Origin of the sequence: Sphingomonas sp. (assembly GCF_013812825.1) — a bacterium.
GTDB lineage: Bacteria > Pseudomonadota > Alphaproteobacteria > Sphingomonadales > Sphingomonadaceae > Sphingomicrobium.
Window position 1 is genome coordinate 1 of record NZ_JACCSU010000030.1, and the last position, 13,823, is coordinate 13,823.

The following is a 13,823-nucleotide window of genomic DNA, read 5'->3' on the forward strand; positions in this document are numbered from 1 at the left end:
CTCGACGATCCTGGGTCGCGCCGCGGTGAAACGCCGAAGCCATTCGCGCAACGTGTAAGCGTAGTGCAGCCTCAGCGTCTCGACGTCGCTGGCGATCAATCGTGCCTTGGCGCTCGCGGCGACGATCTGGGCGAGCGACGGCAAATAATGGCCGGGAAAGATGTATTTCTCGGTAAACGGGTCCGGGGCCGCCTTGGCGGCGCCGAGCTTGCCGATGGTGTGCAGCAGCATCACCCCGTCGGGCTTCAACAGCTCGCGGCACTTGGCGAAGAACTCGTCGTAATGGGCGAGGCCGACATGCTCGAACATGCCGACCGAGACGATCCGGTCGAACGGGCCGGTGAGCTTGCGATAGTCGATCAGCTCGAAGCGGACCTGGTCGGCAACGCCGGCTTCCTCGGCGCGCCGGCGGGCGACCGCCAATTGCTGCTCGGACAGGGTGATCCCGAGCACGTCGACCATGGCGACCCGGTTGAGGTACAAAGCCATGCCACCCCAGCCGCAGCCGATGTCGAGCACCCGGTGCCCGGCCTTGAGGCCGAGCTTGGCGGCGATATGCGCTTTCTTGTCGGACTGCGCCTGCTCGAGACTGTTGCCGGGACTGGTGTAATAAGCGCAGCTGTATTGCCGGTCGTCGTCGAGGAAGGTTTCGTAAAGCTCGTCGCTGAGGTCGTAGTGGTGGGCGACGTTGCGCCTCGCGCGGCGGGGGTCGTTGCGGCGGAAAAAGGCTTTGGCGCGGGCGACAGCGCCCTTCGGCAGGATCTTGCCCTTGCCGCCGTCCTCCCAGCGGTTGGAGCCGGTGATCATCTCGAGCAGGTCGAGCATGGTGCCGCCCTCGATCGCCAGCCGCCCGTCCATATAGGTTTCGCCAAGGCCCAGGCGCGGGTTGCGCATCAGCTCGAACGGCACCTTGCGGTCCTTGAAGCGGATGGTCAGCGACATGCCCCCGCCGGGCCCATAGGTCGTTCGCTTGCCATCGGCAGCGACGACGGTGATCGCGCCGCGCTTGAGCAGCCGCTCGATCAGCCTGCCGGTCATCGCCATGGGCGAGCTCCTATGCGCTCTTCCGCTTGCGCTCGGAAGCGGTCTTCAATTGCCCGCACGCGGCGTCGATGTCGCGGCCGCGCGGAGTTCGAACCGGGGCCGAGATCCCGGCCTCGAAGATGATGGTGGAAAAAGCGCGGATGCGCTCGCCCGACGAGCATTCGTAAGGCGCGCCCGGCCACGGGTTGAACGGGATCAGATTGACCTTGGCCGGCAGCTTGTACTTGCGGATCAGCCGAACCAGCTCGCGCGCGTCCGCGTCGCTGTCGTTCTTGTCCTTCAGCATCACATATTCGAACGTGATCCGGCGCGCGTTGTTGGCGCCCGGATAAGCCGCGCACGCCTCGAGCAATTGCTCGATTCCATATTTGCGATTCAACGGCACGATCTCGTCGCGGATTTCTTTCCGAACCGAGTGCAGCGAGACCGCGAGATTGACTCCGATCTCGTCGCCGGCGCGCTCCATCATCGGCACCACGCCGCTGGTCGACAAGGTGATCCGGCGCTTGGATAGGCCGAGGCCGTCGCCGTCCATGACGATCTTCAACGCGTCGCGGACATTGTCGAAATTGTACAGCGGCTCGCCCATGCCCATCATGACGATGTTGGTCAGCAGCCGCCCTTCGGACTGGTAGTTGCTTGCCGACTCTTCGCCGGGGTTGGGCCATTCGCCGAGCGCATCGCGCGCCAGCATCACCTGGCCGACGATTTCCGACGGCTCGAGGTTGCGCACCAGCCGCATCGTCCCGGTGTGACAGAAGGTGCAGTTGAGAGTGCAGCCGACCTGGCTCGACACGCACAAGGTGCCGCGGTCGGAGTCGGGGATGAACACCATCTCGAAGTCGTTGCCGTCGTGCGTTCGAAGCAGCCATTTGCGAGTGCCGTCGGACGAGACTTGCGCCTCGACGACCGTGGGCCGCGAAATGGCGAAGCGCTCGGCGAGCCGCGGCTGCTGCGCCTTGGCAATGTCGCTCATTGCCGAAAAGTCGCTGACTCCGCGGTTGTAGATCCAGTGCCAGAGCTGCTTGGAGCGCAGCTTCGCTTGGCGTGGCTCGAACCCTTCCGCTTCGAGCGCGGCGCGGATCGCATCCTTCGACAGGCCGACGAGCTCGGTGCGGCCGTCGGCGCGCGGGTCGGGCCCGCGCCGCACCGGCACGGGATCGATCAAGCCGGGGATCGGCATCAGGGCGGTGGCGGCGCTCATTGCAAGCCGCCCATCTAGTGCGATGAGTCAGATTTTTCCAGCGCAGGCGACTGCGGCGGCGTCGATCGCGGTTGGCGCCCCGGCGAGCAAATAACGGTCGGCGAAGCGCCGCCCCGAGCCGTCGCGCGACTCGATCCGCATCGATGTCGCGGCCCGCGCCGCAGCGATGATCGCGAAATCCTGGGCCGGTCCGCGGCTCCATGCCCAATCGCCGCGCGCGACCAGCAGGAACGGGCGTTGGCCGATGATCAGCATGACGCTCGAACCGCGGCGCGGAACGCGGCTGAGCCGGGCGTGGAACTCGCCCACTCGCGAGGCGGCCGGGCTGAAGCTGAAGCCGGCGCGCGATTCGGGCTGGCGCCTCGCCGCCGGCAGCAGCGGCCGGGCGACCGCTTCGCACTGGGTGCCGTAACGGACCGCTGCCCACTGGCCTTGAGCGAACAGGATCTGGGCCCGGGCGGCGAGGGCGGGCGACGACGCGACACCCGTCGCTGCGGCGATCAACAATACGGCCCGACGATCCATTCCGGGATGATAGCCGACCCTTGGTCCGCACCGCCAGCGGCGCAAAATCCCCTTCGCGATTCCAGGTCGTGTCGGCTTATGAACTTGTTGGCAATTATATACTTGACAAAGCAGACCAGCTCCGTAGAGTGGGGACATGGACAACATTCTAGCCCCTCGCTTCATCGACCCCGTAGCGGCCCGCAAGCATCTCGAAGCTCTGCGTTGGCCCAATGGTGCCGAGTGCCCACACTGCAATCTGATCGATGCGACCCCCCTGAAGGGCAAGAAGCACCGCGAGGGCGTGTATCAGTGCAATAACTGCCGCGAGCAGTTCACGGTCACCGTTGGCACCGTTTTCGAGCGCTCAAAGGTGCCGCTCAACAAGTGGCTGCTGTGCAATCATCTGCTAGTGTCCAGCAAGAAGGGGATCAGCGCCCATCAGATCCACCGTATGCTCGGCGTCACCTACAAGACCGCCTGGTTCATGTGCCACCGTCTGCGCGAAGCAATGAAGCCTAGCGACAACGGGCCGATGGGCGGCACTGACAAGTTCGTTGAGGTCGATGAGACTTTCGTTGGCGGCTCGCGCTCTAATCAGAAGGTCCGCACCGTTGCGCCGAAGAAAGCGGTTGTCTGCCTAGTCGAGCGCGGCGGCCATGCTCGCAGCTTCCATGTTGCCAATGTGAATGCGTCCAACATTCGTCCGCTGATCGTCACTCATGTTGACCGCAGCTCACACCTTCGCACTGACGGTGCGCCGTTCTACAAGAATGTAGGCCGCGAGTTCGCCACACACGGTGCAATCGATCACCGCTTCGAGTATGTGCGCGGCGATACCCACAGCAACACGGTCGAAAACTTCTTCTCGATCTTCAAGCGCGGCGTCATCGGGACCTATCACCACATGAGCGAGTGCCACTTGCACCGCTACACTGCGGAGTTCGATTTCCGTTACAACACCCGCGCCGACACTGACACGGTGCGCGCTGACAAGGCTCTTATCGGCATCGCCGGCAAGCGCCTGACCTATCGGCGGACTAACGCGCTCGCAGCCTGATTATTATCAGCCACCTCGAGTTTACGGGGGACGCCGCAAGCGCTGGACTCGCTCTTAAGCTGGCCTAGGCTCTCCAGATCGCATTCGAGAGGGAGCGCCATGTCCGATGAAGATTACAACAAACTCGCCACCAAACTCTACGCGCACGAAAGGTTGTTAGGCTTTCTTCTCGCGCAGATAGTCCGCGAGTTCTCAGATGCACAAAAGGCTGCGCTATTGGCCCGAATGTCTGAACCTGTGGCTGTTCCGGAGTTCGGACCAGAAATTGACATCGGCACTGCCGACTCGGTGGCTGGTTTGGCAATGGATTACACAGACGCGGTCCAGCGCGTTTTCCGGGCAGCTCTTGCAACCGGCCAAGGGACGGAGTGAGCAGGGCGACTAAGCTATCAAACTGGCTTTGGCTTAGCTCGCTCACCTTTGCGCTCGTTAAGCGGCTTGTGTGGCGTCGGCGGAGTGTTCAGCATCCGCCGAAGCACCTCATCCTCTCGCTCTTGATCGGTGTCTGCCATGACTGACCTCGCTGAGCATTTTGCTCGCCTTAAATGGGTTCGCGGTGAAATCCGCCGCCTGGACGAACAAGTAACAGCTTACACCCAGTCAAATCCACTGGAGGTTCGCTGGAGCTACGATCTTATGCGGGCCAATCCCACCCGCATTTACAAGCTTCATCTGCGCGATCCCGTGCCAGAAGACATCTCAATCCACGCAGGCGTTATCCTCAATGAAATGCGGGCGATTCTTGACGCACTTACCGTCACTCTGGCTGCCCGAAATGGGCACCCCGATTCCACCAACACCTATTTTCCCACCGGCAAAACAAAGGCCGGTTTCGAGAGCCGCGACGTTCAACGAAAGATCAAAAAACTAAGCGATCAGGACAAGGCCACCATCGCCGCGCTCCAGCCGTATGCAGGCGGCAATGATATGCTCTACGCACTCCACTCGTCAGACCTAATCCGCAAGCACCAGAGACTGATCGTCCTAGGCGGAGAGGCCGCAGAAATGGTGATGGGAAGTGATGGGGGCTGGTTCCTCGATGGCTCCAAAATCCACTTTATCAATGCAGGTCCAGGCCACCCGATTGACCAACCAATCGCGCAGCTCGCGGCCGACTACCACATCGAGTTCAAACAGGACGCCGTTGTAGCTTTCTCAGAGCCTGCTGCGATTAAGGCGAAACCTCTCATTACAACGCTCGACGATTTCGCGGGCTTGGTTCAGTCGATCTTGAAACTCTTCGTCCGATAGCGGAGCCGCCGGCCTGTCACGCAGACCGCGCTTTGAATCATGTTGGCTGCTTTGTAAAGTATACAATTGCCAACTTGTTTGTTAATCTGAATCATGCGATTGCGGTCCTGCTCGGTTCTTCATTTGCTGCCAGGGGGCCGCGCAATGGACCGATCGTTCCCACTCCTCTTTGAGCCCGTCGCGTCGCGTTAGCGGCGCCGCGGCGATGGACGCAGCCGAACTTCTGACTCGGGTGGCCGCCGAGCTGGCGCTGTTTGCGGGAATCGGTTTCCTGTTGTTCGCAATCAACGATCTGGCCGTCGACATCATCTATTTCTACCGCCGGGCGTGGCGCTCGGCGAGGATCTACAGCCGCTATCCGCGGGCGTTCGCGAGCCAATTGGTCAGCCCCGGCAAGCCGGGCTTCATGGCCATCCTCGTTCCCGCGTGGGACGAAGCGGCGGTGATCTCGTCGATGCTCAAAGCGACCTTGAAGCGCATCGAGCACTCGAATTACCGGATCTTCGTCGGTTATTACCGCAACGACCCGGCGACGGCGGCGGCGATCGCCAGCGTCGTCGACGAGCGGATCGAACCCGTCTCCGTCGAGGCCGATGGACCGACCACCAAGGCCGATTGCCTCAACTATCTGTACGACGCGCTGATCGCCCACGAGCTGACGACCGGCCAGGCAACCAAGGCGGTCGTGCTCCATGACGCCGAGGACGTCGTCCACCCGCTCGAGCTGTCGCTGTTCGACCGGCTGATCGACCGGGCCGGAGTCATCCAGCTGCCCGTGCTGCCGCTCATCGACCCGGGCTCGAACTGGATCAGCGGCCATTACTGCGACGAGTTCGCCGAAGCGCACGCCAAGGAGATGGTGGTGCGCGAAGCCGTCGGGGCGTCGATCCCGCTGGCCGGGGTCGGCTGCGCGATCGCCCGCGAGCCGCTCGCCCGGCTTGCCGCGATGCACGAGGGCCGGCCGTTCGTCGGCGGCAGCATGACCGAGGACTATGAGCTTGGGCTTCGGGTTGGAGCGCTCGGCCTCAAGACCATGTTCGTGCGCATCCCGGCGACGCCGGGCGACCGGTCGATCGTCGCCAGCCGCGGCCATTTCCCATCCAGCCTCAGCGTCGCGGTCCGCCAGAAAGCCCGTTGGCTCGGCGGCATTGCGCTTGCCGGCTGGGACCGGCTCGGCTGGCGAGGGGGCCTTGGCGAACGGTGGATGCGCATGCGCGACCGGCGCGGACCGCTCGCCGCGGTCCTGCTGCTGTCGGCCTACGGGGCGGCGTTCCTGTGGTCGCAGGTCTGGCTCGCCGAAGCGCTCGGCGCTCCAGTCCAGGCGCGGCTCGACCCGACTCTCGTCACTCTGCTGCTGATCAACGCCTGGCTGCTTGCCTGGCGGATTTTCATGCGCGCCTGCTTCACCACCTCGGCTTACGGCCTCGGCCAGGGCTTGATGTCCATCCCGCGGATGGTCGTCGGCAACGTCATCGCCGTCCTCGCCGCGGGCCGAGCGATCTCGATCCATCTTGGCGGCGGCGCCAAGCGCTGGGACAAGACCACCCACATCTTCCCAACCGGACTGTCGGCATGAGCGCCTCGCTCCGCTTCCTGGCGCTCGCCGTGGTCGGCTGGGCAGCCGTGCGCGCGGCGACGCTTGGGGCCTTGCCGGGATCGGAAGTCTTTACGCTGGGACGCAGCGAAGCGGCGCCGGACGCTCTCGCCGCCAGCGACATTCCGGCGATCGTCCCGACCGAATTCCCGGCGATCGAGCCGCTCGGCATGGAGACGACGCAGCCGGTAGTCGAGCCGGCGGCCGCAATGCCGCCACCGTGGATGTACGCCGCCGCGCCCGCGGCAAGCCGGGTTCCCATCTATTATTATCCGGCGAGCGTCCCGCGAGGAGCGGCCCCTGCCGAGGCATGGCTCCCTGCTCACCGGCGCAGCCGCCTCACCGAAATCGCCCCCGAGCCGGCCGCGGTCTTCTATTCTCCGATTCCGCAGCTCGACGACTGGCCGCTTTCAAGGATCGCCTCGGCGGCGATGCCGTCGCGGCGCTCGACGACCACCGCGGGCCAGCAAAGCCTGTCCCAGCCGGCGCTGCAGGCGCGGCTCGACCGGCTGCAATTGTCGGCCTGGGCATTGCTGCGCGGCCAGCCGGGCCCGGCCGGGCTGGCGACCGGAGGGACGCTCGGCGGAAGCCAGGCCGGAGCCCGGCTCACCTACAATTTCTCGCCGCTGCTCGCCGCCACCCTGCGCAGCTCCTCGCCGGTCGGCGGCGCCCGCGGCGGCGAGGTCGCGGCGGGTGTCAAAGTGACCCCGTTCCGCTCGATCCCGGTATCGCTCACGGCCGAGCGCAGGCAGGCGATCGGCAGCACCGGCGGCGGCCGCTCGGCCTTCGCGATGTTCCTCGAGGGCGGGCTCTACCAGCGGCCGATTGCATGGGGCTTCAACCTCGACGCCTATGCGCAGGGCGGAGTCGTCGGGATCCGCAGCCGCGACCTGTTCGCCGACGGCGGCTTCACTTTGACCCGCCCGCTCTACGGCCGCTTCTCGGCAGGCTTTGGAATGTGGGGCGGAGTGCAGCCGGGGCTGTATCGCGTCGACGCCGGCCCGCGCGTCTCGATGAAGGTTCGCAACAACATGCGCGTGCATCTCGACTGGCGCCAGCGCGTGGCTGGAAATGCCGAGCCCGGATCGGGCCCGGCGGTCACCCTTGCTGCTGATTTTTAAAGGCGCGGCCGACTTCTAGGGCCGCTTTGCGTCCGCGGCCGTAGCTTGGCCTAGCCCGCGCTTTGCGGCTAGGGATTTCAGGCTCGATGGACATCTACCTCCCGATCGCCGGCCAGTCGGTCAACGCGCTGTTCATCATCGCGCTGGGGTTCCTGGTCGGCGTGCTGTCGGGCATGTTCGGGGTCGGGGGCGGCTTCCTCACCACTCCGCTGCTGATGTTCTACGGAATCTCGCCGCCGATCGCGGTCGCCTCCGCCGCGAGCCAGATCAGCGGCGCCAGCGTGTCGGGAGTGATGGTCCACCTGCGCCGCGGCGGGGTCGATCTGAAGATGGGCGCGGTGATGATCGTCGGCGGGCTGTTCGGCTCGCTGGCCGGAGCCGGCCTGTTCCGGATGCTGCAGGTGAGCGGCCAGATCGACCTGGTGATCGGATCGCTTTACGTGCTGCTGCTGACCGGCATCGGCGGGCTGATGCTCAAGGACGCCTTGGTCGCACTGGGCTACGTGACTCCAGAGCAGTCGAGCGAGCGGCCGCGCCACAACCGCTGGGTCGCGTCGCTGCCGCTGCGCTGGCGATTCTATACGTCCGGCCTGTACGTGTCGCCGGTGGCGCCGCTCGCGCTCGGCTTCATCGCCGGCATTCTCACCATGCTGCTCGGCATCGGCGGCGGGTTCATCATGGTCCCGGCGATGATCTACCTGCTCGGCATGTCGGCGCGGGTCGTGATCGGCACCAGCCTGGTGATGATCCTCGCGGTCAGCGCCGCCGCGACCTTGATCCACGCGATCACCACCCAGTCGGTCGACATCGTGCTCGCGGTTCTGCTCCTGCTCGGCGGAGTCATCGGCGCGCAATATGGAGCCATGCTGACGACCCGCCTCAAGCCGGACCTGCTGCGTCTCGCGCTGGCGGTGCTCATCCTGCTGGTGGCGCTGCGGATGCTGCTCGGCCTCGCCTGGCGGCCCGACGAAATCTACTCGATCGAATATCTGTGAGCCGGCGCACGGCCTCGCTCGCGCTCGCCGCGCTGTCGCTGCTGCTGGTCGCGGCGGCCAAGCCGGTGCTGGTCCCCGACATTTCGTCGCGAAGCGTCGAGATCCGCTACAGCTTCACCGGCGCCCAGCTGCTGCTGTTCGGAGCGATCCTCTATCCGCGCGGCCGGGCGCCCGAGCGTCCCGCCGACATCGTCGTCGTCCTGCGCGGGCCGGTCGAGCCGATCGTGATCCGCGAAAAGCAGAAGATCGCCGGCATCTGGATGAACGCCGATTCCAACCGCTTCCGCTCGGCGCCGTCCTTTTACGCGGTCGCCTCTTCGCGGCCGATCAACGCGCTCGTCGACGAGCGCACCGCGGCGATCTACGAGCTCGGCCTCCAGAACCTGCAGCTGTCTCCAGGCAGCGGAGCGCTTCCGGAAAAGGAGCGCCGCTTCGAGGCCGGGCTGCTCGACCTCAGGCGCCGGCAGGGGCTCTACGCCGAATATCCGAACGGCGTCGAGATCAGCCAGGGCGTGCTCTACCGGGCGACCATCTCGATCCCGAGCCAGGTGCCGGTCGGGACCTACACCGCCGAGACGTTCCTGGTCGACCGCGGCCGGGTCCTTGCCGCCGCGACGCGCGAGATCGAGATCGACAAGACCGGCTTCGAGCGGTTCGTCGCTCTGGCCGCCCGGCGACACGCTTTCATCTACGGCCTGATCTCGGTCATCCTGTCGCTCGGCCTCGGCTATGTCGCCGGAGTGCTGTTCCGGCGGCGGTTTTAAGCCAAATTTTAACCGCTCGGCCTTACCACCTTCCCGAAGTTAACCGGGTTAGGGCGCACGAATGACCGATCAGCCGAATCTCAAGCAATTCCTCGATGAAATGGGGAGCTTCAGCGACGAGGCGGGAGCCGCGGGCAAAGCGGCCGCCCCTTCGGCGCTGCCGCCGATCGGCCATGTCGTCGAGATCGCCGGTTCGGGCTCGCAGGTTCGGCTCGACGCCGCCGTGCTGGCCACCCTGGAACCGCATCCCGACCCGTCGGTGTCGATGTCGGGGCAGGTCGGAAGCCAGGTCAAGATGATCGTCGGCTCGACCTGGCTGATCGCCAACGTCCGCACGATGCGCAGCGAGGACGGCAGCGAGATCGTCGCCAACGTCGACTTCCTGGGCGAAGGCAATCGCGATTCGTCCGGCAAGCTCAGCCATTTCCGCCGCGGCGTCACCAAGTTCCCGATCCCCGGCTGCCCGGTGCATCCGGTGACCTCCGACGATCTTCGAGCGGTGTTCGCCGCCGACGACCGCGCGCACATCGAGATTGGCACCGTCTATCCGACCGACGACATCCGCGGCGCTCTGTACGTCGACGCGATGCTGTCGAAACACTTCGCGGTGCTGGGCAGTACCGGCACCGGCAAGTCGACCTCGGTCGCACTGATCCTGCACCGGATTTCGCAGCTGTCGCCCGAGGGTCATATCGTCATGATTGACCCGCACGGCGAATATTCCGCCGCGTTCAAGGGTTGCGGCGAGCTGTTCAACGTCGACAATCTGCAGCTGCCCTACTGGCTGATGAACTTCGAGGAGCATTGCGAGGTCCTGCTGACCACCCAGGGCGCCGAGCGCGACCGCGATGCCGACATTCTCGCCAAGCTGCTGCTCGCGGCGCGCACCAAGGGCAAGAACCTCGAGCAGCTCGGCAAGGTGACGGTCGATTCGCCGATCCCGTACCTGCTGACCGACCTCAACGCGATCCTGGTCAACGAGATGGGCAAGCTCGACCGGTCGGGCGACACGCTTCCGTTCCAGCGCCTCAAGAACAAGCTCGACGAGATCCGAGCCGACCCGCGCTATTCGTTCATGTTTTCCGGCATGCTTGTGTCCGACACGATGGGCGCGCTGCTGGCCAAGCTGTTCCGCCTTCCCAGCCACGGCCGGCCGATCTCGATCGTCGACGTGTCCGGGGTCCCGTCCGAAATCACCTCGGTGGTCGTGTCGGTGCTCGCCCGGATGGTGTTCGACTATGCGATCTGGTCGCGGACCGAGGCGCAGCGTCCGCTGCTCCTGGTCTGCGAAGAGGCTCACCGCTACGTGCCCAAGGACGAGCACAGCTCGGGCCAGGCGGTGCGCCGGATCCTCGAGCGAATCGCCAAGGAAGGCCGTAAGTACGGAGTCAGCCTCGGGCTGATCACGCAGCGTCCGTCCGACCTTGCCGAAGGCGTTCTGTCGCAGTGCGGAACGATCATCGCCATGCGCCTCAACAACGACCGCGACCAGGCGTGCGTTCGCGCCGCCATGCCCGAGGGCGCGCGCGGCTTCCTCGACGCGATCCCGGCGCTCCGCAACCGCGAGTGCATTGTCTGCGGCGAGGGCGTCGCGATCCCGCTTCGGGTGCGGTTCGACGACCTCGAGCCGGAGAAACGCCCGGCCTCGTCCGACCCGAGCTTTGCATCCCTGTGGTGCCAGACCGGCGACGAGGAAGGAATCATCCAGCGCACCATCAAGCGGTGGCGCGGGCACGGCCGCTGACGCCAGCCGGTTGCTTCAGCGCACCGCCTTGCGACGCGGAGCCGCGAGGAACAGCAGGTAGCCCAGCAGCGCCGACAGCAGCGAACCGGCCAGCACTCCGATCTTGACCGCCGAGGCGTAAGCCGGGTCGTCGAAGGCCAGGCCGCCGATGAACAGGCTCATCGTGAAGCCGATCCCGCACAGCAGCGACACTCCGTAGATGTGGAGCCAGCTGGTTCCTCGCGGCCGGTGGGCGATGCCGAGCGCCACGGCCAATCGAACGCTGCCGAAAATCCCGACCTGCTTGCCGACAACCAGCGCGGCGGCGATGCCGAGCGGCAAGGGCGCGACCAGCCCGGCCCAGGTGAGCCCGGCGAGGGACACTCCGGCATTCGCAAATCCGAACAGGGGCACGATCAGGTAAGCGACCCACGGCTGCACCGAATGCTCGAGGCGGTGCAGCATCGACCTGGGCGAATCCGGAGCGCCGGGGCTCCGGACCACCGGGATCGTCAGTGCCGCAAGCACTCCGGCGACCGTCGCATGGACCCCCGATAACAGCACGGCGATCCACAGCGCGATGGCCAGAGCGACGAACGGCGCGGCCCGCGTTTCCCCCGCCCGGTTCATTCCGAACATGAGCATGGCGATGAGGCCGGCCGCGACCAGCGCGACCAGGTTGACGCCGTCGGTGTAGGCGACGGCGATGATGAGCACGGCGCCGATGTCGTCGACAATGGCGATCGCGGTCAGGAACAGCTTGAGCGAAGCCGGCGCCCGGCGGCCGAGGAGCGCCAGAACGCCCAGCGCAAAGGCGATGTCGGTGGCCGCCGGAATGGCCCAGCCCGGAGCCAGCTCGGGCGAGCCGCCGGTGATGAGGAGATAAACCGCCGCCGGCAGGAACATCCCCGCCGCGGCGGCGATGATCGGCAATCGCCGGTCGCGCCAGGTCGACAGATTGCCGTCGACCAGCTCGCGCTTGATCTCCAGCCCGACGAGAAAGAAGAACACCGCCATCAGCGCGTCGTTGATCCAGTGGAGCAGCGTCAACGGGCCCAGATACAGGTCCAGCACCCGGAAATAGGCGGGCGCGCCCGGGCTGTTGGCCAGGGCCATCGCAAGCGCGGCCGCGGCGATGAGCAGGATCCCTCCCGAGGCTTCGCTGCGGAGGAAGGAGCGGAGGACGGAAGTCGGTTTGGTAGCGGTCGCCATTTGCAAGCCGACATAGCCCGCAAAGCGGCGTTGGCCACCCCCGCCGCTTTCCGTTCAGCTGGCCGCGTCCGAAGGGACGCGCGCGCGATTGCTAGCTTTTGACGCCGACGCTGAGCAGCGCCTTCAACCGGGCCTTGAAGGCCGCGATCTCCGCGCCGTCGACCGAAGGCGCATTGGTGAAGCGCACGCTCAACGGATTGACCGGCTGGCCGCCGCGATAGACCTCGTAGTGGAGATGCGGTCCGGTCGACAGGCCCGACGAGCCGACATAGCCGATCAGCTGGCCTCGGCGCACATGGCTGCCGGGCTGGGCGACGATCTGGCTCATGTGCGAGTAACTCGTGCCGATCCCTCCGGCGTGCGCGATCCGGACCTGCCGGCCGTAGCCGCCGGCCCAGCCTGCGGCGGCGACCTGGCCGTCGGCGGCGGCGACGACGGGGCTACCCCAGCTGGCTCCGAAGTCGATTCCGCGGTGCATGCGTGCGAAGCGCAGGATCGGGTGGACTCGATAGCCGAACCCCGAGGTGATCCGGCCGGCGACCGGCCACATCATCCCGGCCGCGGCCGGCCGGCCGATGTCGGCGGCGTCGACCCAGGACAAGCGGCCGCGCGTGCCCCATTTGACCAATTGCAGGTCGGGAGCGGCGGAGCGGTTGATGCCGGCATAGAGCAGCGAGCCGGTCTGGCGCTCGCCGGTCGCCGCTTTGCGGCTGGCGATCACCAGGTCGAAGCGGTCGTCGGCGGCAATCTCGCTGCCGACGTCGATTTCGCTCGCCAGCGCCTGGAGATATTCCGCCGCCAGTTGCGGCGAAACTCCGGCGGCGCGAAGCGACCAGTAGAGGCCGTCGCCGGCCCGCCCGCGCACCCGCAGCGGCCGGGTGTCGACGGGAATCGGATGCTTGACCAGCTGCAGCGCGCCGGCCTCATCGCGGACGATTTCGAGCCGCATCGCGAGGCTGGAGCGAAGATTGACCCGCTCGATCGCCCGGCGAGCGCCGTCGCGCGGGCCGAGGACGACCGAAACGCTTGTGCCGGGCGCGATCGGCGGAGTGGCGGCGACGATCATCGCGGCTGCGCTGGCTGCGTCGTTATGGGAGGCTCCGGCGCGGGCCAGCAAAGCGCGCATCGAATCCCCGGCGCCGTAGGTCATCGCCAGCTCGATTGTCGGCCGGTCGGGCGCGAACTCGATCGGTTCGACCGCCGGGGTCGCGACCATCCGCAGCCCGGTATGCGCGCCGGCCGACAGCGGCGCGATGGCGAGCGCCTGCCATTGGTGATCGTCGGAGCCCGAAGCGGCGGACGCGGGCGCCAGGGCGGCGAGCGCTATCCCGGCGCACAGCACGGCGAGCGC

Annotated in this window: 13 protein-coding genes; 8 read left to right on the plus strand and 5 right to left on the minus strand. The window is 66.1% G+C overall.

What is annotated here, in order from left to right; all coding sequences use genetic code 11:
• From H0T81_RS04185 to H0T81_RS04195, 3 genes are all read right to left on the minus strand, one after another.
• On the minus strand, positions 1 to 1,044 hold a 1,044-nt coding region (locus H0T81_RS04185; protein ID WP_294010161.1), incomplete at its 3' end, for a cyclopropane-fatty-acyl-phospholipid synthase family protein.
• Between the two features lie 10 nt (positions 1,045 to 1,054).
• Positions 1,055 to 2,248: a 23S rRNA (adenine(2503)-C(2))-methyltransferase RlmN gene (rlmN, locus tag H0T81_RS04190; RefSeq protein WP_294010163.1), complete on the minus strand. Its 1,194-nt coding sequence runs from the start codon at positions 2,246 to 2,248 to the stop codon at positions 1,055 to 1,057.
• A 27-nt stretch (positions 2,249 to 2,275) separates the two neighbouring features.
• Positions 2,276 to 2,773 carry a hypothetical protein gene (locus H0T81_RS04195; protein ID WP_294010166.1) on the minus strand — a complete coding sequence of 166 codons (498 nt, stop codon included), beginning with the start codon at positions 2,771 to 2,773 and terminating at the stop codon, positions 2,276 to 2,278.
• A 136-nt stretch (positions 2,774 to 2,909) separates the two neighbouring features.
• On the opposite strand from H0T81_RS04195, the gene H0T81_RS04200 reads away from it, so the two are divergent.
• The 8 genes from H0T81_RS04200 to H0T81_RS04235 all read left to right on the plus strand — a co-directional run bounded on the left by H0T81_RS04200 (position 2,910) and on the right by H0T81_RS04235 (position 11,281).
• Positions 2,910 to 3,812: an IS1595 family transposase gene (locus tag H0T81_RS04200; protein ID WP_294010168.1), complete on the plus strand. Its 903-nt coding sequence runs from the start codon at positions 2,910 to 2,912 to the stop codon at positions 3,810 to 3,812.
• A gap of 99 nt (positions 3,813 to 3,911) precedes the next feature.
• Positions 3,912 to 4,184, plus strand: coding sequence for a hypothetical protein (locus H0T81_RS04205; RefSeq protein WP_294010170.1), 273 nt, complete (start codon positions 3,912 to 3,914; stop codon positions 4,182 to 4,184).
• 138 nt (positions 4,185 to 4,322) lie between these two features.
• On the plus strand, positions 4,323 to 5,063 hold the full coding sequence (locus H0T81_RS04210) for a hypothetical protein (RefSeq protein WP_294010172.1): 741 nt from the start codon (positions 4,323 to 4,325) through the stop codon (positions 5,061 to 5,063).
• 205 nt (positions 5,064 to 5,268) lie between these two features.
• Complete coding sequence (locus tag H0T81_RS04215; RefSeq protein ID WP_294010175.1) at positions 5,269 to 6,639, plus strand: glycosyl transferase family protein; 1,371 nt, start codon at positions 5,269 to 5,271, stop codon at positions 6,637 to 6,639.
• A complete protein-coding gene (locus H0T81_RS04220; protein WP_294010178.1) occupies positions 6,636 to 7,778 on the plus strand; it encodes a hypothetical protein in 1,143 nt (380 codons plus the stop codon). The genes H0T81_RS04215 and H0T81_RS04220 overlap by 4 nt, the downstream gene beginning before the upstream one ends.
• Before the next feature lie 86 nt (positions 7,779 to 7,864).
• A complete protein-coding gene (locus H0T81_RS04225) occupies positions 7,865 to 8,773 on the plus strand; it encodes a sulfite exporter TauE/SafE family protein (RefSeq protein WP_294010181.1) in 909 nt (302 codons plus the stop codon).
• Positions 8,770 to 9,537, plus strand: a complete 768-nt coding sequence (locus H0T81_RS04230) for a TIGR02186 family protein (protein ID WP_294010184.1) — start codon at positions 8,770 to 8,772, stop codon at positions 9,535 to 9,537. The genes H0T81_RS04225 and H0T81_RS04230 overlap by 4 nt, the downstream gene beginning before the upstream one ends.
• Before the next feature lie 100 nt (positions 9,538 to 9,637).
• Entirely contained in the window at positions 9,638 to 11,281 is a 1,644-nt protein-coding gene (locus H0T81_RS04235) for a DUF87 domain-containing protein (RefSeq protein WP_294010193.1), read from the plus strand.
• Between the two features lie 15 nt (positions 11,282 to 11,296).
• On the opposite strand, the gene nhaA is transcribed toward H0T81_RS04235, so the two are convergent.
• Positions 11,297 to 12,472 (minus strand): Na+/H+ antiporter NhaA, encoded by a 1,176-nt coding sequence (nhaA, locus tag H0T81_RS04240; protein ID WP_294010187.1) that lies wholly within the window; start codon positions 12,470 to 12,472, stop codon positions 11,297 to 11,299.
• Between the two features lie 91 nt (positions 12,473 to 12,563).
• The coding region (locus H0T81_RS04245; RefSeq protein ID WP_294010190.1) for a M23 family metallopeptidase at positions 12,564 to 13,823 on the minus strand (1,260 nt) is incomplete at its 5' end.